Raw genomic sequence first — 22833 nt, forward strand, 5'->3', positions numbered from 1 at the left:
TAAGGGAAAACCATGTCTCCAGTTCGCCATTTTTCACGTCTGACCTCTGCCCTGCTGCTCTGTGCGGCATCGTCGGCCTTCGCCGCCGATCCGGTGAAACTACAGATGTACTACCCAATAGCGGTGGGCGGCAAGGTCAGCCACACCGTCGATACGCTGGTCGCGGACTTTGAAAAACTGCATCCGGACATCAGCATTCAGCCGGTCTATACCGGTGATTACGCCACCACGGTAACCAAGGCTCTGACCGCATTTCGCGGCGGCAACGCCCCGCAGATGGCAGTAATTGGTGACATTGAGGCCTATTCGCTGATTGACGCCGGTGCCATCAGCGCTGCCAGCGACCTGGCAAATAATGATGAAGGGAAAAAGTGGATCGACAGTTTTTATCCGGCCTTCCTGCGTCATATCGATGGCAAGGTCTGGGGCATTCCTTTTCAGCGTTCCACCGTGGTGATGTACTGGAACAAACAGGCATTTGAAAAAGCGGGCCTCGACGGCAATACGCCGCCTGCCAGCTGGCAGCAGGTGGTCGACTTCGGGAAAAAACTGGTGGTGAAAGACGATAAAGGCGTGAGCCAGTGGGGTATTGAGATCCCGTCCACGCCGAACGGCTACTGGAACTTCCAGGGGCTGGCTGCCACCAACGGTGGCCGTCTGGATAATGGCAAAGGCACCGCCGTGACCTTCGACACGCCGGCTAATATTGAAACCCTGCAGTGGCTGACCGACCTTGGGCAGAAAGAGGGCGTATCCCCTAAAGGTGCTATCGCCTGGAGCACCACCCCACAGGACTTTATCAGCGGCAAAACGGCCATGATGGTTACCACCACCGGTAATCTGACCACGGTACGTGAAAATGCAAAGTTCCCGTTTGGCGTCGCCATGCTGCCAGAGAAAACGCAGCGCGGCAGCCCGACCGGCGGCGGCAACCTTTACGTGTTTAAAAACGCCAGCCCGGAACAGCAGAAAGCCGCCATGGCCTTTATCCGCTGGGTGTCCGCACCGGAACAGGCGGCACGCTGGAGTATCGCTACGGGTTACGTAGCCACCTCCCCGGCAGCATGGGATACCGCCGTGATGCAGGATTACGTGAAGCAGGTACCGCAGGCTCTGGTGGCACGTGAGCAGCTCAAATACTCCCAGCCCGAGCTGTCGACCTATAACAGCGTACAGATTCAGGAAGCCCTGAACCATGCGATCGAAGCGGCCGTCACTCAGGAGAAAACCCCTGAGCAGGCGCTGAAATCGGCGCAGAAGCAGGCCGACCGCCTGCTGAAACCTTACCAGTAACGGGCACAAGATGAGCACGTTTCATATCTCTGCCCCTGCCGCGCGTCAGCGCGGCCTGTCGCTGCAGATTTACGGTTATCTGCTGCTGCTCCCGGCGCTGGGTTTTCTCCTGACGTTTACCCATTACCCGGCCGTGGCGACGATGTGGGAGAGCCTGTTTTCTGCCGCACGCAACGGTCATCCGGCCCATTTTGTCGGGCTGGATAACTATGCCGCGCTGCTGGATGACGACATCTTTATGCTGTCACTGCGCAATAACCTGCTGTACGCGGCGATCACCATTCCGCTGGCGGTGGGGCTGGCGCTGCTGATGGCGCTGGCGGTTAATCGCCGCCTGCGCGGCAGTGCGCTGACCCGCGCCGCCTTTTTCATTCCGTCGCTGCTGCCAATGATTGCCATCGCCAATTTATGGCTGTTTTTTTACACGCCGCAGCTCGGGCTGCTGAATCAGCTGCTGGCGCTGTTTTCGCTGCCGCCCGTCAACTGGCTGGGCGATCCTGACAGCGCGCTCTGGAGCCTGATGGCGGTGTCCGTCTGGCGTGAGGCCGGATTCTTTATGATCTTCTACCTGGCGGCGCTGCAGCAGATTGACCCGCGTCTGAGCGAGGCGGCAGAGATTGAGGGGGCATCCCGCCGCTACTTCTTCCGCCGCGTGCAGTGGCCACTGCTGATGCCGACCACGCTGTTTATTCTGATCAATGCCTCGATGAACGCCTTCCGCATCGTCGATCAGGTGATCGCCATGACCAACGGCGGGCCTAATAACAGCAGCAGCCTGCTGTTGTTTTATATCTACCGCACCGCCTTCAGCTTCTGGGATTTACCGGCCGCCTCCGCGATGACCGTGGTATTGCTGGTTATCCTCGGCGCGGTGGCTCTCATCAAATTCCACCTGCTGGATAAGCGAGCCCACTACCAATGAGCCTGACGATGATACGTCCTGCACGCCCGTTTTCCGTGGGCCGCCTGAGCCTGAACCTGGCGATCTGGCTGGCGGCGCTGCTGTGGTTTTTACCCATTCTGGTGGCCATCTGGGTGGCGGTTCACCCGGCGTCCGATCAGGGCACCTTTATCCTGTTTTCACCGCTGACGGCGCAGAACTTTATTGACGCCTGGGATGCCGCCCCGTTTGCCCGTTACTTTCTCAACACCACGCTGCTGGTGCTGATGATTGTTATCTGTCAACTGGTGCTGGCCACCATGGCGGCCTATGCGCTGGTCAGGTTCAGGCTGAAATTTTCTGGCCTGCTGTTTGCGCTGATCCTGTTGCAGCTGATGATCAGCCCCGATGTGCTGATCCTCAGTAACTACAAAACCGTCGGCGCCCTGGGCCTGCGCGACAGCCTGTGGGGTATTGCGCTGCCTTACCTTGCCTCGGCATTTGCCATCTTTCTGCTGCGCCAGACCTTTAAAAGCATCCCGCTGGTGCTGGAAGAGGCGGCCATTGTTGAAGGTGCCAGCCGCTGGACTATCTTGCGTCGTATTTATGTGCCGCTGGCAAAGCCGGTGTACATCGCCTTTGCCCTGGTGTCGATCAGCTTCCACTGGAATGATTTCCTCTGGCCGCTGGTGATCACCGACTCGGTCAGCGTGCGGCCGATTACCGTCGGGCTTCAGCTTTTCTCTGCGCCGGAGCAGGGCGTGCAGTGGGCGCTGGTGGGCGCCGCAACGCTGATGACCTCGTTACCGCTGCTGGTGCTGTTTCTGGTCTTCCAGCGTCAGTTTGTTCAGTCTTTTATGCGTGCCGGTATCCGCTAACGGAGTTTCATCATGTCCATTGACACCCTGCCTCACCCCCTTTCTGACCTGCAACGCCAGGCACTGGGCGCTGCCGCCGTGATGTACCAGCCACCCCGGATGCGCGCCACGCATCCGGCCGATCGCACGCTGCGCTTTGGGCTGATGGCCGACCCGCAGTACGCCGACGTTGATGCCGACGTGCCGAAAAATCTTTACTACCGTCACGCCCTGCACAAGCTGCCGAAGGCGATCGCCGCCCTTAACCGACAGCCACTCGATTTTGTCGTCACCCTGGGTGACATGGTGGATCGCCACTGGCCGAGCTATCAGGCGCTGCTGCCGCTGTATGAAACGCTGCATCACCCCCATGCGATGGTCATCGGCAACCATGACGCACAGGTCATTTCCGACCGCCTGACGTCGGCACACACGCCCCCCGCCGGTTTACCAAAAAGCTATTATCAGTTTCGCCTCGCGGGCTACCGCTTTATTATTTTCGACGGTAACGACATCAGCCTGTACTGCAATCAGGGTAACGGCGACGACCGCCAGCAGGCGAAGGCCATGCTGGCCGATCTGATCGCTCGTCAGCAGCCGCAGGGCCAGCTGTGGAACGGTGCCGTAGGCGGCGCCCAGTTCGCCTGGATTGAGGAGCAACTGAAACAGGCCCGGCTGCTGGGAGAAACGGTGGTGGTGTTCGGCCACTATCCGCTGGCCCCGCATACCGGGCATATTCTGTGGAACGGCGGCGAGCTGGCCGATCTGCTGTGCCGCTATCAGGTACGCGCCTGCTTTACCGGGCACGACCATCGTGGCGGCTACGTGCGGCGTGAGAATACCGACTTTATCATCATGAAAGGAATGCTCGACGGCGCGGAAGACGTGCCGTTTGCGGTGGTGGAGCTGCTGGATGGGGTGCTGACGGTGCGGGGATATGGCAGCGAAATCAGCCGGATACTGACTGCAGACATCCACGAATCTGACGCTTTCTCATCAAGTCCGGCGGACTAACCGGTCTTATCCCATCAGTCTGCCGCGCCGGGCGCTGATCGGCACATGACAAAACCGCCCGCAGGATCGTCCGGCGGGCGGTTTATGGCGCAGGTTAAGCCGCCTTAAAAGTTATACTGAATGCCGACGCGCAGCCGCGTCTGCCGGTCATCCGCCGTTTTCCTGACGGAGACATCACCCACCTGCACATACGGCGTCCACTGCTTATTAATGTTATAGGCCACTTTCAGATCCTGCTCGTAATCCCATTTATCGTTGTCATACAACACCTGATCGCTGTGCTTATAAATATAGTTATATTCAAAGCGCCAGTCGGCCAGACGATAGCCCAGCCAGAACTCACCCCGGTTAGTTTTCTTATCGTCGGTATTTTCTTTGGTATAGCGCGTATATTCATAGCGATAGCGCACGTTAAAATAAATACCGCTATCAAACTGGTAGCCGGTGGTTAAAAACGGCTTATAGATGCTGCTGTCAGAGCTGGATTCCAGCGTAAACCCCGGCTGTAAAAACCAGGCGGGCGTCACTTTGTACTGATAGCTGACGGTACTTTCCGTGCCGTTATCCACCAGATTATTAAAAGCTTTATTCGAATTATCTCCGCCTGATTTCCACTTTGCCTCCAGCGAGAAACCCAGGCCGTTAGCAAAACGGTGCGACACCATGGCGCGGTCTTTATGTTGTTTACTGTCATCCAGCCACTCGTGGCGAAGATCGATTGTCACAGCCTGACTGCCGGCGCTGGCCAGCAGCAGACCGCAGAGCAGCAGTCTGTTATTTTTCATTATGTTATCCCAGAGATATTGATGTTTTTTTTAGAACTTCGTGTTAATTACTCATATAAAAATCATTGCCGGCAGCGATATTGCCGCTGACCACATCAGGATATTTTCCCGGTGTCGTCCGCTGCGAGATATTGCCGCGAAAGTGCCCCTGCTGATCCGGCGTGACATAAGGTGACGGGCGGAACAGGAAGTTAAAGCGCCGGTTATCCCGCGCGCGGTTCCCCTCAACTATCAGCGCGCCGGGATTAAAGTTATCGCTGAAGCCGTCCATGCCGTTTTCCTCCGCCAGGCTGTTGCGAACCGTATGCGCCACCGGCAGGCCTTCGCCCCCCAGCTTGAAGCCGTTGCTGCCGTTATGCGCGGAGCGGCTGTTTTCGATGGTGACGCGACCGTTCGCGCCGTCTTCAATCTTATTGAACAGGTCGAAACCGTCGTCGATGTTGTCGTGCGCGTAACAGTTCACCAGCCGGTTGCCCTCGCCCACGCGCATTTTCACCGCAAAGCCGTCGGCATTTTTCCGCCCCGGATCCTGATTGCCCCAGGATTCCGAGTTGCTGATCAGGTTATGGCTGGCCCACAGGGCACGGCCAATCCCCTCCGGCGAGGCGACCCAGATGCCGGTATCGTCGGCGTGATGGGCGCGAACGCGATCGATATGGTTATAACTGCCGGCAATATGAAAACTTTTCTCCGTCACGGTGATGTCCTGTACCTGCCAGTAGCTTCCGTCAAGCTTCAGCCCGTGAAACACCACACTGCGGCCCTGAGGACGCAGGGTTTTCGGCTGTTTTTCTGTGCCGCTGGCGGTGGCCGGTATCACGCTGGCCGGGTAGTCACCGTCCGCCAGCCACAGGGTGCCTCCCGGGGCTAACAGATTCACCGCACTGGCAACGTCCAGCGGATGCTGCGGCGAGCCGTCATTGCCGGCCACGCCCTGCACTGAGGCGTACAGCACCAGCGGATTGCTCACCTTCGCCAGGCGAACCGGCAGGATCTGCGTCAGGGCCGGGCCGCTGTCCGGTGTGAACGTCACCGTCAGCTCGCTACCGCCCGCCGTAGCCTGTACCGGCACCGTCACCACCTGCCCGCCGTGTACCGTCTGGCTGAGCAGCGTGTTACTGCCCTGTGCAACCGCAATCTGGCCGTTACCGTTAGTACGCAGCTGGAAAAGGCTGGCAGAACGGGTGAGCACCGGTGATGACATCACTTCGATGCGCGGCTTCAGCGGCGGTGCCACATAGGGGATGCCGGGCTGCGGATGTGCCTCACTGAGCGTCAGCGTGGCCTGATTAACCGTAAGACGGGCATTGCGCGCGGCAAAAAAACCGACGTAATAACCCGCTTTATCCAGCTGCGTGATGCGATCTGCACCTGCCACCGTTTTACTGATCCACGCGCTGCTGCCCTGCGGGGCATACGCCACCTCAAAGCCGGCATCCGTGCGGCTCAGGCGCAGTGAAAAATGTTGCGGGCTGGCCAGCGGCTGATACGGCTCACGCACGATGCCAATGCCGGTATTGCCCCAGGGCTGCTGCACGCCCTGCCGGGCCACCAGCGCCACCACTGGCGGCTTATCACCGACGGCCATCACCGTGTTCATCACCATATTCGACGCGGCCGGGAGCTCTTCATTACCAGGAATGACCTCCGGGGAGCGTGCCGGCCCGAGGATATCGCGTACCAGCAGGCCCGCGCCCTCCTGTCCGGCCGGTCTGGCACCGTTTTCCGGGCCAAACTGGTTAAGCGTCACCTCCGCGTCCAGCTGGAAGTTGGCATCCGCCGGCAGGCGCGTGTAGTAATACGTCAGCCCGTCGTGGCTGTTGCCGACCTTGCCGCCCCGGCTTTCCAGCGTAAAGGGGACACTCAGCGCACTGCCTGCCGGCGGGACGGGATCGCCGCCAGCCAGACGGGTTTCATTGCGGCCAATTTTTTCCGCCAGCACGTTGGTGGCGAAATTAACGTCGGTCGACTGACCGAAGGTGATGCTGTGCCAGACCAGCCGGCTGCTGTCCGGCAGGGCGGCGACGGCGGGCGTACTCAGCCCGAGGGACAACGTGACGATACACAGTTGACGTTCCCAGTTCATGGTTCCCATCCTCAATGCGCAGGGGGCCGCTGGCCGGTTTCCCGGCCAGTCGGAGAGTCAGTAAAGGGTTGGTAAAAACGAAGGATTACGGGTGCTGCGTGCGGCTCACCAGCGATTCAGGTTTTGCCACGGGGAGCACCTCAACGGCGGGCGTATCAAAGATTTTGCGGCACACTTTACTGTTGCCCCAGCACTCTTCATACGGGTAGCCGATCAGCTCTTCCATCACCGCACGCACCTCAGGCTGCACGTGGCCAATCAGGCCACCGGCCTTGATCCTGGCGACTTCACCCAGCACGACCAGGTGCGTTTTGCGGTTCAGCTTCATCTGATGGCTGAAGACCATGGCCATCAGCGCCAGTGCAATCACCCCCACGCAGAACACCAGCGCGATCGCCGTAACGGCACTTTCCGGCTGCGTCTGCGATTTAGACTGGAAGCCATAGAAGCTGAGGATGGCGCCCATCGCGAAAACAATCACCGAGCGCATCAGCTTGCCGGAGAAGGTCATCGCCCCGGCGTAGATGCCTTCACGACGACGGCCGGTAAAGGCTTCATCGATATCCGCAAGGAAGGTGTAGACCGTCCACGGGATGTAGTACACGCCACCCGTACCGATGCCGAACACCACGGTGATGGCCAGCATCGCCGCCGTCGCGTACTGCTGCGGCAGATGCAGGAAGTGCAGCAGGCTGTAACACACCACGGAGAACACCACGATACTCAGTGCCAGAATGTACGGCTTGCTGAAGCCGTGCTTCACGCAGATACCGATAAAGATGGCAGTGGAGAAGAGCTGTAACAGGGAGTTAAGACTGCTTAATCCCGCCACCATGGCCGGATCGTACTGCAGCACAAAGATAATGAAGTAGGTGAAGACCGAAGCAAACAGCCACTCCGCGCCAAACCCGCACAGGTACATGCCCAGATGCTTGCGGAAGACGCGCAGATGGAAGGTCGACTTCATATCGCGCACCAGCGTCACCATGGTTTTCGCCAGCGTCATTTTCTTCTCATCAACCGGCGTGGTCTCTTCCACCGGGCGTTCCCAGGAGGAGATATACAGCATGATCATTGCAACGCATAAAATCACTCCGTAAGTTAGCGCGGTAAAGAAGAACGGCTCTGCCGACTCTTTGCCGTAGATCAGGATGAACTGGCCGGGGATAAATGCCGCGAGGAAGTTGGCCACTTTACCGAAAATCGCCTTGTAACCGGTCAGCTTAGAGCGCGCCGAGAAGTCGGTGGTCATTTCGGTGGCGAGGGTTTCGTACGGCACCATCACCGAGGTATAGATCAGCTCGAACAGCACGTAGGTAGAGAGGTAGTACCAGAAACCGAAGCCCTCCACCCACAGCAGCGGGTAGACCATCATCAGCGGGATACCGAGCAGGATAAAGAACCGGCGACGCCCAAAGCGTTTGCCCAGCCGCGTTTTGCCAAAGTTATCCGAGAGATAGCCCATCAGCGGATTGCTGATGGCATCAATGATGCTGGCAACAGAGAAGATGGCTGAAGCCTGCAACAGCGTCAGCCCGCAAAAGGTGGTATAGAAGTAAAGCAGCCAGATACCGGCAATGGCCAGCGCCCCGCTACCGAGTAAATTACCACCGCCGTATGCCAGCTGATGTCTGAAGAGAATTGGTTTTTCTGCGTTCATGTGAGCCCCGCCCAGAGAGATTTTATAAAAATGAACCGTTGTTTTATTTTTATAGATACGGTGTTTTATATAGATCTCCAGACGGAATAGATGTGAATTAACTCACAGTTAAAACAGCGGCCGGTGATTTCTCAGACAGATTTGCGATACGTGTAGCATTCTTAATAGTAAAACATCCAATTTGCCTCTCTCCGCACGTGTTTCTATACGCTTTACACGGTAAAAAGCCTGTTATTTTTTACTACAATACAGTCACTTAAATTCAACAGTGCACAAGAAGTGGATCACCGGGCATAAGCTGCAAAGCCGACGTCTTACCGCCCATGACGGGGGGATCATCCTGCATTTCTGCAGAATATGCCGCACTTTTGTGATCCGCATAGCATTTCTGTCAGCCACTCCCGCTGTTTCATTCGTCACAGTGGTAATCTGTTTTCATATTTATGAAACACCATTTCATTTTAATAAGATTATCCCCCTCACGGGTGATACCCCTTGCCACCGATGGAGTGAATCATGGCTAAAGGCTCTCAGATCTCATTCGACTTCCACACCGTTCAGGATGCGCAGACCGGCGCACGGGTTACGCGTTTAACGCCGCCTGACGTGCTGTGCCACCGCAACTACTTCTACCAGAAATGCTTTACCCGCGACGGCAGCCAGCTGCTGTTTGCCGGGGAGTTTGACGGTCACCGCAACTATTATCTGCTCGACCTGGGCACACAGCAGGCCGTCCAGCTTACCGAAGGCCCGGGAGATAATACTTTTGGCGGTTTCCTCTCCCCGGATGACCAGTACCTTTATTACGTGAAAAATGAAAGCCTGCTGCAGCGCGTCACGCTGGCGGACTACAGCGAAACAACGGTATATCAGGTGCCGGAAGCCTGGGTCGGCTACGGTACCTGGGTCGCCAACAGCGAATGCACCAGCCTGGTAGGGATTGAGATCGACCGCCGGGACTGGACGCCGCTCTCTGACTGGAAAATTTTCCAGACGTTCTACCACAGTAACCCGCACTGCCGTCTGCTGCGCATTGACCTGCACAGCGGCCAGTCACACGTTATCCACGAGAAAAACGAATGGCTGGGCCACCCGATCTACCGGCCGTTTGACGACAGTACCGTGGCGTTCTGCCACGAAGGCCCGCACGACCTGGTAGACGCCAGGATGTGGCTGGTCAATGAAGACGGCAGCAATGTGCGGAAAGTGAAGGAACATGCTCCGGGAGAAAGTTGCACTCATGAGTTCTGGGTGCCGGACGGCTCTGCGCTCATGTATGTTTCCTACCTGAAAGGCCAGCACGACCGCCATATCCGCCGCTTTGACCCACAGACAGGTGAAGACGTCAGCCTGATGACCATGCCTGCCTGCTCACATCTGATGAGCAATGATAACGGCACGCTGCTGGTCGGTGACGGCTCCGGAACGCCGGTGGACGTGAAGGACACCGCCAGCCACACCATTGAGAATGACCCGTGGCTGTACCTGTTCGACGCGCGCACGAGGAAATACGCGCCGCTGGCAGCACATAACAGCTCCTGGCAGGTGCTGGACGGTGACCGGCAGGTGACTCATCCGCACCCCTCTTTCTCGCCAGACGATCGTCACGTGTTGTTCACCACCGATTACGAAGGGCAGCCCGCGCTCTATCTTGCTGAGATCCCGGACGCGCTTCGCCACTCATTACAGAAGGATTAACCCGTGTTTATTTACAGACAGGACAGACCCCTGCAGGATTTAGGCGACGGCGTCAGCCGTCGCGTACTGGCACACGGCGGCAGCATGATGGCGGTAGAGGTCAGCTTTGAGACCGGAGCCGTCGGCCCGCTGCACCATCACGTCCACGAACAGCTGACCTATGTACTGTCCGGCCGCTTTCGCTTTACCATCGGTGACGAAACCCACGAGGTGACCGCCGGCGACACGCTGTATAAAAAGCCGGACATCGTTCACGGCTGCGTCTGCCTGGAGAAAGGGGTGCTGCTGGATACGTTCACCCCGCAGCGCCAGGATTTTTTGTAATTTATCCGGCATAAAAAAAACCGGTGCTCACAGAGCACCGGTTTTTTTATCCGCGTAAAAAAGGAAAAATTTTACGCGAGGATTTCACGCACAAAGTTTTCGATCTCTTTGTTCTGACTGTTTTCGAAGAAGCATTTCTGGAAGCGTTCCCCCGAAACGGCGGTTTTCACCAGCTCTTTGTCGATGGCGCGCAGCGTATCCAGGTAGTTTTCTTTGACGATCGCTGCCTTTACCTGATTGAGAATGCCCGCATTGCGTACCTGCGGCTCTTTACGCTCGGCCGGGTAACCCTGACCTTTCTCACCTGCAAAGGCTTTTTCGAAGATAAAGCGCACGTTCAGCTCGGCACCCCAGCCAAAGCCTTTGGCGAACGGCAGCGACAGCGCATTGCCGTTGTTGATTTGCGCAAACAGGAACGCATCTGCCGGATCAATGCAGTAACCGCAGATCACGCCCGGATGCAGGTTGAGCGACATCAGCGCCCCCTGACCGGTGCCACAGCCCGCCACCACAAAATCCACCGCTTTCGAGTTCAGCAGAATGCTGGCCATGATCCCCAGATGAATATAGGTCAGGTGGTGATCCTGCTCGTCAGACATGCCGACGTTATACACCGGATACTCTTTCTCCCCGGCAACCGCGTTCAGTTCTTTCAGGATAATCGCGTTTTTTGCCGCCTGGCTGTTTTCCATCATCAGTGCAATTTTCATATTCGTCGTCCTCTTGTGTGCGGCAGGCCTGGCTGCCGCAGGTCAGTAAACAGGGAAATTAACGGGCCAGCCAGCCGCCATCGACGGCGAGGGTGTAGCCATTAACATAGTCTGATGCCGGGGAAGAGAGGAACACCACCGGCCCCATCAGGTCGGCCGGCAGGCCCCAGCGCCCGGCCGGAATACGGCCGAGGATCTCTTCGCTGCGCGCTTCATCCGCCCGCAGCTGCTGCGTGTTGTTGGTGGCCATATAACCGGGCGCTATCGCGTTAACGTTGATCTTGTGCTGCGCCCATTCGTTCGCCAGCAGACGGGTGACGCCCATCACGGCACTTTTCGATGCGGTATACGAGGGCACGCGGATGCCGCCCTGATAAGAGAGCATCGACGCGATATTAATGATTTTCCCGCCCGTTCCCTGGGCGATAAACTGCTTCGCCACCGCCTGCGACATAAAGAACACCGACTTGATGTTCAGATTCATCACATCGTCCCAGTTCTTTTCACTGAAATCGATAGCGTCTTCACGGCGGATGATCCCGGCGTTATTCACCAGAATATCCAGGTGGCCCATCTCGGCGACCGCACGCTCCAGCAGACCCGGAATGACCTGGGTATCGCTAAGGTCAGCGGTGAGGCTGAGAAAACGACGCCCGGTGGCCGCGATGCGCTCAATGGTTTCCACCGGCTCAACAATATTAATGCCGACAATATCGCAGCCCGCTTCCGCCAGACCCAGCGCCATCCCCTGCCCCAGACCGGTATCACACCCGGTCACCACCGCCACTTTTCCCGCCAGGGAGAAATTATCCAGAATCATGGTGTTTCCTTGAGTTAACCCACATATTCAGGCGCTTTCCGTGACCCTGACAGGTGGCGGAGCGTGCCCGATGCCAAAACTGATAAAAACAGCTTAACGGCAAAATGGCAGAAACTCAACAAAATGAAACAGCATTTCATTTTATATGAACCTGAGGATTGAATTTTGTCGTGGGGATCACATCATCGTATGCCTGGACAGCCAGGTCATGTATTGCAGAGTAGTGCAGCATGGGTGAGGGATGTTATACGGCAGCGATAACCGGATGAAAATCAGCATACCTGTGTTATCAGGGCAGAGATCGATATCGTTAAAGTCATGGGACCCCTCAGCGATCGAAACGTCACGTAAAGTTAAGCCGTGAGGGGTCAGGTAAGAACAATCAGAGAGAAATCTTAAGGATCATGTCTTGGCGCAGACAAGATAGCCAGTATTGATCGATTTGATCAGTATCAGATTATCCTTGAGGGACCATATCTCTATATGAAAGTCGATGCCGGGTAATTCTGGCAAAATATAATCCATCCAGATGTCCTCAGGAGTCGTATCAGTAGGATGTTTTATAACCTTGATAATATTTACTTTTTTCACCTGATTGACCTCTTGCGAAGCCAGTGTGAAGTTGGCAGTCCGGGACAAAAGATAGTGGTTATCTTTAGTACTGACGTGTCCTGCCAGGCTAAAAAACCCGTTATTATCATTTTGAAGAAACACGGTAATTCTTCCTTCAAAATTGACCGACTCAGTGTCGTCCTCTACATGAGTTTTATACTGAGATATGCACTTGAACGACTCATCTGCACTCGCGCCGAAAGAGATAAATAAAATAAAGAAAGTGTTAATTATGTTTTTAATCATTTTGCATTATTCCTTTGATTTTTCACATTAAAACAAAAATTATAATTCTGGTCAGGATTTCTGGCACACACCGAGACCAGATCCGCACGCACCCTTTTTCTGTTAATCCTGTCTTCTATGTAAAAAACGTCGAGCTGACGGTTGGTACAGTCAAAACCCTCTTGATCGAGCGTTTTTTTGATGTACGATATTGTCTCATCTTTAAAATAGACCTTACTCATCGAATAAATATCACACTGGCCTACCTTGGCAATCTTCTCGAGACGATGAACCTCATCCTTTTTTAATACCATCCATAAGAAAATAATGATAACCATTATGCCTGAAGCAATGAGAAGAAATTTAATTGCCTTAGGAGGAAATGATTTTTTAGGCTGAATTTGTTCATCAGGTTCCGAAGGTTCAGCATCGTTACTCAGGTTAATATCATCTGAATGATCTTCTGATAAACTGTACGAAGCCACATCCGCCTCAAACCTAAACCCGAATTTCGGCAGCGTGATAATAATATCATCCTCACACCCAACCAAACTAAATGCCTTACGAAGCTCACTGATGTAGTTATTGAGCCCCGCATTAGACGCGGTAAACATGTTAGTGGACCAGACTTTCTCCAGTAAATAATCTCTGGATACGTTGATTTTATTATTGTGCAATAGCTCCAACAATAAGCGACCAACTGGTTTTTTTATCTTTGTTACTATCTCAGGATGCTTGCTGTCAAATAAAACAAGATCATTCGGATTAAATATAAACTTATCATTTATGATATATTTCATTTTTATCTTCTTTTCTGTTTTTATAAATCAAAGAAATCAAGGAGGCATTATCCTATGTTAAAAATTCCCCTTTTCAAGAAAAATATAGGCTGATGTAAAATAAACCCCCATGAAAGATGATTTATTGATTTTTATCCAGATGGCTTACACCCATCTAATATATAAAACGAACAAAAAAAACAGAACATACAAATAACAATGCCGTAATAATTGGTGTTTAATATCGTAGATTAGGAATTATATAGTTTATATTGCTGATTTGCTCTCGATAGCCCTATCATTTCCACCTCGCCAAATGCGTTCAATACTTTGTTTAGGCGAATACTAGCGTAGGAAAAATCTCCCTATTGCATACGAAAGATAGTAAGAAAGTTCTCTGTCATGTATGCGAGGAATTTCTTTAATTTATTGTCTATAAGGAATTAACTTGATGAAAATGAATAAAATCATGCTGGCTGCAGCAATGACTCTGGCGACTGTCTCAATGGCTCACGCGGCTAACCAGGGTTCTGGTACTGTGAATTTTAAAGGTTCAATCGTTGACGCACCCTGCTCTATTGATCCAGGCACAGATGATCAGACTGTTAAGCTGGGTGACGTCGCTTCAGCTCAGTTGAAAAACGGCGGGAAATCTACGCCGCAGGATATCCTGATCAGCCTGGTTGGCTGTGATGTACAGACAGCGAAAAACGTGACCACCACCTTTACAGGTGCTGAATCTGAATCTGCACCAGGCCTGCTGGCGATGAGAGGTACCGCGCGTGGTGCCAGCATCGCGATCAATGATATTGACGGCTCACTGCTGCCACTGAACAAAGCCAGTAAAACGCAGAAAATCGAAGATGGCGATACGATTCTGCGCTTCAGTGCTCACCTGCAGGGTGACGGTGCTTCAGCGGCCATCACCCCGGGTGGATTCACTTCTGTTGCCGACTTTACCCTGTCTTACCAGTAAGACCGTGTGAACCTCTAGCACAGTTAATTGCATGCGGGATAACCCGCATGCTGCTTATTAACAGGTCCACCTAATGTGACCCGGGGATAACATATGGTTTCACAGCGGGGAAAACGAATTTTACAGCATTCAGTCTTCATCCAACTTTTACTGTGTTCTCATCTGGCTATGTCCGCTAATCAGGGACGCGGTGAGGTGACCGTCAATGGCCAAATTATCGCTTCAGCCTGTGCCATTGATACAAAAAGTGTAGATCAGACGATTATTATGACGACGCTTCCTGTCAGTCAGATTATCCGCGATGGGCAAGGGGATGTTAATCCCTTCAGCATTAAGCTTGTGAATTGTATTCTGGAAAAACTCAATCCGACACTTGATGACTGGCAATATTTTAAAGTGACGTTTGACGGCAGGAGTGATGCCGGTCTTTTTGCTATTAATGGTAATGCGAAAGGCATTGGCCTTCAAATTTCAGATGGAAAAGGAAATATTGCCATCCCGGGTATCCCCATGGATAAGAATGACATTCAGCCAGGCAACATGGAATTTCATTACGGGCTTCGTTTGATTGGAAACCATCAGATACTCGAAGCGGGAAGCTATTCCTCCACCGTGCGTTTCAAGATGGATTATTACTAACCTTCTCTGAACAGAAGAAAAAATTTAAATAACTATTGATAAGGGTCATTGGATGTCGACTATTCCGTCATACGGCTGTAAGGGAAAAATGAAACCTCGCATTCTGGTTTTGTTAATCACCTCCATACTTACGAGTAACAGCACGTATTCCGTGGCCGAGGATATTGAATTCAATACCGACGTACTGGATGTGACGGACCGGGCCAACATTGACCTCGAACAGTTTTCCCGCGGCAACTTTATTATGCCCGGTGATTATCTTTTCACCATCCATATTAATAAACAGACTTTACCGGAACAGTCGGTGGCGTTTTACCCGCCGGATGACGATGCCAAAGGCAGTGAAGCCTGTATTACGCCGCAGCTGGCTGAACAACTGGGGTTTAAAGAGGCGGCATTACTGAAACTGACCTGGTGGCACCAAAACCAGTGTCTGAACCCCCGCAGCCTGGAGGGGATGCAAGTGCGTGCCGATTTAGGCGCAGCAGCCCTGTACCTGAATATTCCGCAGGCATATCTGGAATACACCGCAGAAAACTGGGATCCGCCCTCGCGCTGGGACGAGGGGATCCCGGGGCTGCTGTTTGATTACAACCTGAATGCGCAAAGCCAGCGTCAGCAAAGGCAGGGCACGCAGAACTATAACCTCAGCGGTAACGGCACGCTGGGCGGCAACCTGGGGGCCTGGCGGCTGCGGGCAGATTGGCAGTCGCGGCTGGATCACCAGGGCGGCTCCGGCGAACCGACCCGCACCAGCTGGGACTGGAGTCGCTATTACGCCTACCGTGCATTGCCGAAGCTGGGTGCCAGGCTGACGATGGGCGAGGACTATTTAAACTCCGACATCTTTGACAGCGTACGTTTTGCCGGTGCCAGCCTGGTGACCGACGACAACATGCTGCCGCCCAATCTGCGCGGCTATGCGCCGGAGGTGACGGGGATCGCGCGCAGCAACGCCAGGGTGATTATTCGCCAGCAGGGCCGCGTGCTGTATGAAACTCAGGTGGCAACGGGGCCGTTCCGCATTCAGGACATTAACGATGCGGTCAGCGGTCAGTTGGACGTGCGGGTGGAAGAGCAGGACGGCAGCGTGCAGGAATTCAAGATGGACACCGCCAGCATTCCATATCTGACCCGGCCCGGCTCCGTGCGTTACAAGGTAGCGGCCGGCCGGCCGGCGGACTGGGAGCACCACAGTAACGGACCGCTGTTCGCCACCGGCGAGTTTTCCTGGGGCGTAAGCAACGGCTGGTCGCTGTACGGCGGCAGCGTGGCCGGCGGTGATTACAACGCGCTGGCGCTGGGTATGGGCCGCGACCTGATGATGTTTGGCGCCCTGTCTTTCGACGTCACTCAGTCACGTGCCAGCCTGCCTCAGCAGGGCACCCTGAGCGGCGGCTCGTACCGCCTGAGCTATTCCAAGCGCTTTGACGACTATGACAGCCAGGTGACGTTTGCCGGCTACCGCTTCTCGGAGCGCAACTATATGTCGATGGGCGAATACCTGGATGCACGCCGCGACGGTACGCGGATCAACAGCAGCAAAGAGATGTACACCATCACCTTTAACCAGCAGTTCCGTGATCTGGGGTTGAGTGCTTATCTCAACTACAACCACCAGACCTACTGGGACCGGCCGGCGAACGATCGTTACAACCTGACGCTGTCGCGCTATTTCGATCTGGGGCATTTTCGCAATATCAGCCTGTCGCTGACTGGCTATCGCAACAAATATAACGGCGCCAGCGACGACGGCATGTACCTGTCGCTGTCGCTGCCGTGGGGCAACAATGGCTCACTGAGCTACAGCGGCAGCTACAACCGCACGGATAACACTCATCAGGTCGGCTATTACGACCGGCTCAATGAGCGCGACACCTATCAGGTGAACGTCGGTACTGCGCGCAGCGGCTCGACCGCCAGCGGCTACTACAGCCACAGCGGCGATCTCAGCCAGGTAAACGCCAGTGGCAGCTATCAGGCCGGGCAGTACAGCTCGCTGGGGCTGTCGCTGCAGGGCGGCGCGACCGCCACCCTGAAAGGGGCGGCTTTACACCGCAACAGCGTCAGCGGCGGTACCCGCATGCTGCTGGATACCGACGGTGTACCGGGGATCCCGATCCGCGGTTACAGCTCACCGACCCGGACCAATGCGTTCGGCAAGGCGGTGGTGGTGGATGTCGGCAGCTACTACCGCAACCAGTACAGCATCGATCTGAACACGCTGCCGGAAAACGCCGACGTCAGCCAGAGCGTGGCGCAGGCCACCCTGACCGAAGGTGCCATTGGCTACCGGCACTTCGATGTCATTGCCGGCGAGAAGGCAATGGCGGTGGTGCGGCTGGCCGACGGCTCTGCCCCCCCGTTTGGCGCCACGGTGCGCAACCTTAAGCAGCAGGAGGTGGGCATTATCAGCGACAACGGCGAAGTGTACCTGAGCGGCATCAACGCCGGGGAAGCGATGAGCCTGAGCTGGGGCGGCGCGGAGCAGTGCGGGTTTACCCTGCCGCAGACGCTGTCACCGGACCAATTGAGCAATCTGTTACTGCCTTGCCGTCCGTTATCACACGGCAAGGCTAAACCCACTTTTGAAGAGTAGAGAGCAATGAAAACTAACCCTGTAGTGACATTAATTGCCGGCGGCCTGACGGGCCTGCTGTGCGCCCAGCAGGCAACAGCCGCTATTTCGCTGGATCGTACCCGCATTATTTTTAATGGCAATGACAAGTCCACCAGCATGAGCATCAGCAATGAGAACAAGCAGTTACCTTACCTGGCGCAGGGCTGGATTGAAGACGCCAGCGGCAAAAAAATCAGCAACCCGTTAACCGTATTGCCTCCTGTACAGCGCCTGGAGCCGGGTGCCAAAAGCCAGATAAAAGTACAGGGGCTGCCGGCCGTCGGCACGCTGCCGCAGGATCGCGAAACGCTGTTCTACTTTAACCTGCGTGAAATCCCGCCGAAGAGCACTAAGCCGAATACGCTGCAGCTGGCGCTGCAAACCCGTATCAAGCTGTTCTACCGGCCAGACGCGATTGCCGTCACCAACCCGCAGTCCAGTGCACCCTGGCAGGAAAAACTGACCCTGACCAAACAGGGCGACAGCTACCAGGTGAATAACCCGACGCCCTATTACGTCACGCTGGTCGATGCCAGCAGCAAAAAAGGCGGTGCCAGCGCGCCGGGCTTTGAACCGCTGATGGTTGCGCCGAAAAGCAGCGCCCCCCTTAAGGTGGCCGCCCCGGCGCTGGGCAACACACCAGTCCTGACCTACGTCAACGACTACGGCGGCCGGCCGCAGCTGACTTTCAGCTGCCACGGCGCAAGCTGCCAGGTCGCTGCGGGCCGTAAATAACAGCTCACGCACACAACAGGCGGAACACAATGATACATAAACATTCTCCGTGGTTTGTCATCGAGGGCTGCACCCTCTATACCGCAATGAAAATTCTGGTGATGCTGATAGCTCTGATCATGCTGCCGCTGTGCCTTTGGGTACTGTTGTGGCTGCTTCCTGCCGCCTCGGCAGCGGATAACTGGCAGGTGGACGGTGCCCACGGCGTGCTGCAGGTACGCGGCGAACTGACCGAAAGCGTCTGCCGGCTGGAGATGACAAGCGCGTACCAGTCGGTGTGGCTGGGCAGTACCTCTACGGCACAGCTGGCAAAGGCCGGGGATCGTGGCGAGCCGGTAAATGTGCAGCTGCAGCTGCGCGACTGCCTGCGCAGCCCCGCAGCCAACCGGGATCAACAGACGGGCAACCTGCTGTGGAACGCCCATCAGCCGGCGGTGTCGGTCCGCTTTATCGCCCCGGTGGATGCCGATAACCCTGAACTGTTAAAGGTGCAGGGTGCCTCCGGGCTGGCGTTGCGCATCACCGACGAGCACGGCAGGGATATCCGCCCCGGCAGCCGCGGCGCACCGCTGGCGCTGGCGGTGGGGCAAAATGCGCTGAACTACCGCATTACGCCGGAACGCACCCGCGCGCCGTTGCTGCCCGGCGCCTATGCGGCGGTGGCAGATTTCCAGCTCAGCTATGACTAGAGGAAGGGGCATGAAGGCAACGTACAGACAGTGTTTATCCGGCTGCGTACTGGCGGCACTGGTATTGTTTTACGGCCCACTGGCGCAGGCGGCCAGCTCCACCATCAAGGTGTCGGTGACCATCGTGGCACCGCCGGCGTGCGTGATTAATAACAATAACCTGATCGAAGTGAATTTCGGCAATGACGTGATGACCAACCGCATCGATGGCAGCTACAGGAAACAGTCGGTGGTGTACTCGGTGGAGTGCAAAAACGCGCCGGACAATGCGATGAAAATGCAGATTCAGGGGACCGGCGCGGGGTTTGACAGCAAGGTGCTGAAAACCAATATGGACGATCTGGGGGTGGCGCTGCTGTACAACGGCAACCGGCAGCCAATCAACAGCTGGGTGAAGTTTACCTACCCCAATATGCCGACGTTTGAGGTGGTGCCGGTCAAACAGGCCGGGGCCACGCTGAGCGGCGGGGCCTTCTCCGCCGGGGCAACCATGAAGGTGGAATACCAGTGAAAGGGGCTGAGGCAATGGCGCGATACGGCAGCATTATTCTGTTAATGGCCCTCGGCGGCCCGGCAGCGGCGGCGGACAACATGCGTTTTTCCGGCACGCTGATCGAACCGCCGCCGTGCACCATCAACGACGGCGACGAGGTGGAGGTTGATTTCGGCGACAAAGTCGGGGTCACCAAGCTAGACGGCGTTAACTACCTGCAGCAGGTGAACTACCGCATCACCTGCAGCCCCAGTGCCGGGAAATGGAGCATGACGCTGGAAGTGGCCGGCACGCCGGCGGATTACGACGAGGCGGCAATTGCAAGCAACGTGGACAATCTGGCCGTCCGTCTGCTGATCAACAGCAGGAAATTTGTTCTTAATAAGCCGATCCCTGTCACGCTCAATGCACTGCCCATGCTGGAAGCCGTTCCGGTGAAACGGCCGGGCACCGTGCTGAAGGAAGGCGCGTTTGAAGCCACGGCCACCCTGCTGGCGGTGTACCAATGAACCGGAGAAAAACCATGCTTAACAAGGGGGCCTGGGGGGCGGCGACGGTACTGCTGCTGTGCAGCCATCTGAGCCTGGCGGCGGAGAATATGCGCCTGCACGGCGCGCTGGTCGCCGAACCCTGCGTGATCCCGCCGGGCGATGAAACGGTGGTGCTGGATTTTGACACGGTACTCGACAAGTACCTGTATATAAATACCCGCACCCGGGGTCAGACATTCAGGCTGCATCTGGCGCAGTGCGATCTCAGCCTGGGCAAAACGGTCAGGGTGACGTTCAGCGGCAATGAAAGCGCGGCAATGCCGGGGCTGCTGGCGTTGAACGGCGCCAGCCAGGCCAGCGGCATCGCCATCGGTATGGAAACCCCGCAGGGCGAGCCGCTGCCAGTTAACCAGCCGGGCAAGGCGCAGGCACTGGTCAGCGGGACCAACATTCTGACGGCGCGCGCCTATGTGCAGGGTGAACCGGAGGCGCTGAAGCATAAAACCATCGAACGCGGGCCGTTCAGCGCGGTGGCAACCTTTAGCCTGGAATATGAATAAGCCGCGCGGCGGCATGAATTTTTTGAGCGGAGCGGTTTTGAAACCCACTAGCAAAAGACGTAACTGGACAGGATTGCACAGGGGTTTGACTGGCTGGTAAATGGCTTCCCCCCCCGGGAACCACCATAGCGCCCAGATCGTGGGAAAACCATCGTGCGCAACGCGCGCGGCTTTACGAGCAGACCCGCCAACAGGCGGTTATCGACACTCATCTCAACTAAACCGGACAGTATGAATGCACACAAACGTGAAGAAATACACACTGGCTGCCTGGGTTGCTGCCATTACTTTTATGGGACTTGGCTACTCCGAGGCGTGCAGGGCCATCGTTTTTCCTACACTGATTAGCGCCCAAATTACCTCGTGTGAAGACGGTTCCAAAGGCCCTTGTTCTCAGTATGTTGAATACAGCGGGACTGTCGCCATGATCGAGATTGGGATCCCCCAGACTAAGGCAGTCGAGGGACTACCTTTAGCACCGTTTGGGATTCATTGTGACGACGGATTTCCTCCGGGAAACTTCATAGGTTGCATATGGGCTCCCACGCGGGATCATAGTCCCAGCATGAGCAATTGTAATCTGGCCCATCCCAATACAGGGGATTGGACCATTGCCAACCCTGAGAGGTGTAGTTTCGGGTCAACATGGGGTAAACACACTGGGGCCCAGCCTGGCGGAGAATGCGTTATGTTCGGGCAAGGCAATATGTCTTCGGCCGGTACACCGACCATAACAACGCCAACCGGTGTCTACGATGCGACTGTAGCAGCGAATGCCGGAAACCGTTTTTGTATAAAAGCTCAACCCCCAGAGTTGGTATGTGAAATGTCCATACCCCCGGAAATAGACCACGGCGAAATGCCGATAAACGGCCAGGACGTTGTCACGATTACAGGGTCCGTAAATTGCGGTGGATCGCCGGTAGCGACTATCGTCGGGGGAGGCAACTTGAACCTGGCGAAGGGGGTATCAACGCAGGTGCAGGCGGCCATTACGCAAACGGGACAACTTGTGGTCACGTCGAACTTGACGATTCTTGGCGCAGAGCCGGGAGCGTACTCTTCGAATGTAATTATCGTTGTTTCACCCCAATGATCGATGACTCGAGTATTTTACCTTTGAGCGGGGCAGCACGTTAATGACTGGTCTGATATAAAGAACTAAAAACGTCCTCCCCGACATAACTCTCGGTAATGTAGGGCTGCCGCCAGGCTGCAGTCCTACAAGGCTGAGTATGCCATGAAGAAATAATTCCCTAATTTGTAGTTATATAGCGGAACTGCTCTGTTGGTTATTGTCTGCTGGCGTGTCGTACCGATGTTCCGGGCGACCATTACACCAACCTTCAGTGATATCTTTGGCAGTCTGCTTCACATTGATGCTGCCAGTAATTTTTCCCGACCCGAATGGCACAGTGCAGCCGTTTGGCGATTAGCTTAATGCTTTTCACTTCATCATATATGCCCTCCTCACGGAGGATTTAATACCTACAAAGCTGAACCAATAAATCATGAAAAATAAAACCCTCTCCCTCAGTCAGTCCATGGCCCTGGCGATTGTGCTTTTAGTCGCTTCGGTATCTTATCATCCGGCTCGTGCAATTATGTTTCCTGTTCTGACTGAGGCCCGTATAACGACTTGTAAACCCTCTCCGGTAAACGGGCCATGTAGTGATCAGGTCTTTTATGCTGGCAAAGTGTCAATGCTGGAAATTGGGGTACCTACAACGAAGCCTCTACCGGATGTTAAATTTAAGTCTCTCGGGATCCATTGTGCGGGGCCGGCTGGCGGGTCTCTTGGCCCGTTCAGGGATTGCTCATGGGAAACCAGTGGACACTCTCCCCATATGTCTAAATGTGAGCTACGATCCACAGCGGGGGACGACT

21 protein-coding genes are annotated in these 22833 nt (G+C 55.4%); 14 read left to right on the top strand and 7 right to left on the bottom strand.

What is annotated here, in order from left to right:
• Positions 1-12 precede the first annotated feature (12 nt).
• From EPE01S_RS07440 to EPE01S_RS07455, 4 genes are read left to right on the top strand one after another with little or no spacing between them, the layout of a single operon-like run.
• Positions 13-1293: an ABC transporter substrate-binding protein gene (locus EPE01S_RS07440; RefSeq protein ID WP_062743977.1), complete on the top strand. Its 1281-nt coding sequence runs from the start codon at positions 13-15 to the stop codon at positions 1291-1293.
• A gap of 10 nt (positions 1294-1303) precedes the next feature.
• Complete coding sequence (locus EPE01S_RS07445; protein ID WP_062743979.1) at positions 1304-2215, top strand: carbohydrate ABC transporter permease; 912 nt, start codon at positions 1304-1306, stop codon at positions 2213-2215.
• 8 nt (positions 2216-2223) lie between these two features.
• Entirely contained in the window at positions 2224-3051 is an 828-nt protein-coding gene (locus EPE01S_RS07450; RefSeq protein ID WP_167550582.1) for a carbohydrate ABC transporter permease, read from the top strand.
• 12 nt (positions 3052-3063) lie between these two features.
• Positions 3064-4044, top strand: a complete 981-nt coding sequence (locus tag EPE01S_RS07455) for a metallophosphoesterase (protein ID WP_062743981.1) — start codon at positions 3064-3066, stop codon at positions 4042-4044.
• A gap of 104 nt (positions 4045-4148) precedes the next feature.
• On the opposite strand, the gene EPE01S_RS07460 is transcribed toward EPE01S_RS07455, so the two are convergent.
• From EPE01S_RS07460 to EPE01S_RS07470, 3 genes are all read right to left on the bottom strand, one after another.
• Positions 4149-4829, bottom strand: coding sequence for an oligogalacturonate-specific porin KdgM family protein (locus tag EPE01S_RS07460; RefSeq protein ID WP_062743984.1), 681 nt, complete (start codon positions 4827-4829; stop codon positions 4149-4151).
• Between the two features lie 43 nt (positions 4830-4872).
• Positions 4873-6915 (bottom strand): right-handed parallel beta-helix repeat-containing protein, encoded by a 2043-nt coding sequence (locus EPE01S_RS07465; protein ID WP_062743986.1) that lies wholly within the window; start codon positions 6913-6915, stop codon positions 4873-4875.
• Positions 6916-7000: 85 nt separating this feature from the next.
• Positions 7001-8575, bottom strand: coding sequence for an MFS transporter (locus EPE01S_RS07470; RefSeq protein ID WP_062743988.1), 1575 nt, complete (start codon positions 8573-8575; stop codon positions 7001-7003).
• A gap of 516 nt (positions 8576-9091) precedes the next feature.
• On the opposite strand from EPE01S_RS07470, the gene EPE01S_RS07475 reads away from it, so the two are divergent.
• On the top strand, positions 9092-10273 hold the full coding sequence (locus EPE01S_RS07475) for an oligogalacturonate lyase family protein (RefSeq protein WP_062743990.1): 1182 nt from the start codon (positions 9092-9094) through the stop codon (positions 10271-10273).
• Between the two features lie 3 nt (positions 10274-10276).
• Positions 10277-10597: a cupin domain-containing protein gene (locus tag EPE01S_RS07480; RefSeq protein ID WP_062743992.1), complete on the top strand. Its 321-nt coding sequence runs from the start codon at positions 10277-10279 to the stop codon at positions 10595-10597.
• A 71-nt stretch (positions 10598-10668) separates the two neighbouring features.
• Here EPE01S_RS07480 and EPE01S_RS07485 read toward each other — a convergent pair whose 3' ends face one another.
• The 4 genes from EPE01S_RS07485 to EPE01S_RS07500 all read right to left on the bottom strand — a co-directional run bounded on the left by EPE01S_RS07485 (position 10669) and on the right by EPE01S_RS07500 (position 13764).
• The gene (locus EPE01S_RS07485; RefSeq protein WP_062743994.1) at positions 10669-11307 is read right to left on the bottom strand and encodes an RpiB/LacA/LacB family sugar-phosphate isomerase; all 639 of its coding nucleotides are present in this window, start codon (positions 11305-11307) and stop codon (positions 10669-10671) included.
• A gap of 58 nt (positions 11308-11365) precedes the next feature.
• The gene (kduD, locus tag EPE01S_RS07490) at positions 11366-12127 is read right to left on the bottom strand and encodes a 2-dehydro-3-deoxy-D-gluconate 5-dehydrogenase KduD (RefSeq protein ID WP_062743996.1); all 762 of its coding nucleotides are present in this window, start codon (positions 12125-12127) and stop codon (positions 11366-11368) included.
• Between the two features lie 402 nt (positions 12128-12529).
• Positions 12530-12985, bottom strand: coding sequence for a FidL-like protein (locus EPE01S_RS07495; protein ID WP_062743999.1), 456 nt, complete (start codon positions 12983-12985; stop codon positions 12530-12532).
• Positions 12982-13764 carry a transcriptional regulator gene (locus tag EPE01S_RS07500; protein ID WP_062744001.1) on the bottom strand — a complete coding sequence of 261 codons (783 nt, stop codon included), beginning with the start codon at positions 13762-13764 and terminating at the stop codon, positions 12982-12984. The genes EPE01S_RS07495 and EPE01S_RS07500 overlap by 4 nt, the downstream gene beginning before the upstream one ends.
• Positions 13765-14194: 430 nt before the next feature.
• Here EPE01S_RS07500 and EPE01S_RS07505 point away from each other — a divergent pair, with 430 nt between their 5' ends.
• The 8 genes from EPE01S_RS07505 (at position 14195) to EPE01S_RS07540 (ending at position 20946) form a co-directional block, all read left to right on the top strand.
• A complete protein-coding gene (locus EPE01S_RS07505; protein WP_062744003.1) occupies positions 14195-14719 on the top strand; it encodes a fimbrial protein in 525 nt (174 codons plus the stop codon).
• A gap of 93 nt (positions 14720-14812) precedes the next feature.
• A complete protein-coding gene (locus EPE01S_RS07510; RefSeq protein WP_062744005.1) occupies positions 14813-15358 on the top strand; it encodes a fimbrial protein in 546 nt (181 codons plus the stop codon).
• A 52-nt stretch (positions 15359-15410) separates the two neighbouring features.
• Complete coding sequence (locus EPE01S_RS07515; protein ID WP_062744008.1) at positions 15411-17957, top strand: outer membrane usher protein; 2547 nt, start codon at positions 15411-15413, stop codon at positions 17955-17957.
• Between the two features lie 6 nt (positions 17958-17963).
• On the top strand, positions 17964-18713 hold the full coding sequence (locus tag EPE01S_RS07520; protein WP_062744011.1) for a fimbria/pilus periplasmic chaperone: 750 nt from the start codon (positions 17964-17966) through the stop codon (positions 18711-18713).
• A gap of 86 nt (positions 18714-18799) precedes the next feature.
• The gene (locus EPE01S_RS07525) at positions 18800-19402 is read left to right on the top strand and encodes a fimbrial protein (RefSeq protein ID WP_062744135.1); all 603 of its coding nucleotides are present in this window, start codon (positions 18800-18802) and stop codon (positions 19400-19402) included.
• A 10-nt stretch (positions 19403-19412) separates the two neighbouring features.
• Positions 19413-19913 carry a fimbrial protein gene (locus EPE01S_RS07530; protein WP_062744013.1) on the top strand — a complete coding sequence of 167 codons (501 nt, stop codon included), beginning with the start codon at positions 19413-19415 and terminating at the stop codon, positions 19911-19913.
• 14 nt (positions 19914-19927) lie between these two features.
• The gene (locus EPE01S_RS07535) at positions 19928-20404 is read left to right on the top strand and encodes a fimbrial protein (protein WP_062744016.1); all 477 of its coding nucleotides are present in this window, start codon (positions 19928-19930) and stop codon (positions 20402-20404) included.
• Between the two features lie 14 nt (positions 20405-20418).
• On the top strand, positions 20419-20946 hold the full coding sequence (locus EPE01S_RS07540) for a fimbrial protein (protein WP_084344170.1): 528 nt from the start codon (positions 20419-20421) through the stop codon (positions 20944-20946).
• Positions 20947-22833 lie beyond the last annotated feature (1887 nt).

The organism is Erwinia persicina NBRC 102418 (genome assembly GCF_001571305.1).
Lineage (GTDB): Bacteria > Pseudomonadota > Gammaproteobacteria > Enterobacterales > Enterobacteriaceae > Erwinia > Erwinia persicina.

Bases quoted from the DNA above. Each gene is read 5' to 3' on its own strand.
- EPE01S_RS07440 (WP_062743977.1), top strand. From the start codon at position 13: ATGTCTCCAGTTCGCCATTTTTCACGTCTGACCTCTGCCCTGCTGCTC.
- EPE01S_RS07445 (WP_062743979.1), top strand. From the start codon at position 1,304: ATGAGCACGTTTCATATCTCTGCCCCTGCCGCGCGTCAGCGCGGCCTG.
- EPE01S_RS07450 (WP_167550582.1), top strand. From the start codon at position 2,224: ATGATACGTCCTGCACGCCCGTTTTCCGTGGGCCGCCTGAGCCTGAAC.
- EPE01S_RS07455 (WP_062743981.1), top strand. From the start codon at position 3,064: ATGTCCATTGACACCCTGCCTCACCCCCTTTCTGACCTGCAACGCCAG.
- EPE01S_RS07460 (WP_062743984.1), bottom strand. From the start codon at position 4,829: ATGAAAAATAACAGACTGCTGCTCTGCGGTCTGCTGCTGGCCAGCGCC.
- EPE01S_RS07465 (WP_062743986.1), bottom strand. From the start codon at position 6,915: ATGAACTGGGAACGTCAACTGTGTATCGTCACGTTGTCCCTCGGGCTG.
- EPE01S_RS07470 (WP_062743988.1), bottom strand. From the start codon at position 8,575: ATGAACGCAGAAAAACCAATTCTCTTCAGACATCAGCTGGCATACGGC.
- EPE01S_RS07475 (WP_062743990.1), top strand. From the start codon at position 9,092: ATGGCTAAAGGCTCTCAGATCTCATTCGACTTCCACACCGTTCAGGAT.
- EPE01S_RS07485 (WP_062743994.1), bottom strand. From the start codon at position 11,307: ATGAAAATTGCACTGATGATGGAAAACAGCCAGGCGGCAAAAAACGCG.
- kduD (WP_062743996.1), bottom strand. From the start codon at position 12,127: ATGATTCTGGATAATTTCTCCCTGGCGGGAAAAGTGGCGGTGGTGACC.
- EPE01S_RS07495 (WP_062743999.1), bottom strand. From the start codon at position 12,985: ATGATTAAAAACATAATTAACACTTTCTTTATTTTATTTATCTCTTTC.
- EPE01S_RS07500 (WP_062744001.1), bottom strand. From the start codon at position 13,764: ATGAAATATATCATAAATGATAAGTTTATATTTAATCCGAATGATCTT.
- EPE01S_RS07505 (WP_062744003.1), top strand. From the start codon at position 14,195: ATGAAAATGAATAAAATCATGCTGGCTGCAGCAATGACTCTGGCGACT.
- EPE01S_RS07510 (WP_062744005.1), top strand. From the start codon at position 14,813: ATGGTTTCACAGCGGGGAAAACGAATTTTACAGCATTCAGTCTTCATC.
- EPE01S_RS07515 (WP_062744008.1), top strand. From the start codon at position 15,411: ATGTCGACTATTCCGTCATACGGCTGTAAGGGAAAAATGAAACCTCGC.
- EPE01S_RS07520 (WP_062744011.1), top strand. From the start codon at position 17,964: ATGAAAACTAACCCTGTAGTGACATTAATTGCCGGCGGCCTGACGGGC.
- EPE01S_RS07525 (WP_062744135.1), top strand. From the start codon at position 18,800: ATGAAAATTCTGGTGATGCTGATAGCTCTGATCATGCTGCCGCTGTGC.
- EPE01S_RS07530 (WP_062744013.1), top strand. From the start codon at position 19,413: ATGAAGGCAACGTACAGACAGTGTTTATCCGGCTGCGTACTGGCGGCA.
- EPE01S_RS07535 (WP_062744016.1), top strand. From the start codon at position 19,928: ATGGCGCGATACGGCAGCATTATTCTGTTAATGGCCCTCGGCGGCCCG.
- EPE01S_RS07540 (WP_084344170.1), top strand. From the start codon at position 20,419: ATGCTTAACAAGGGGGCCTGGGGGGCGGCGACGGTACTGCTGCTGTGC.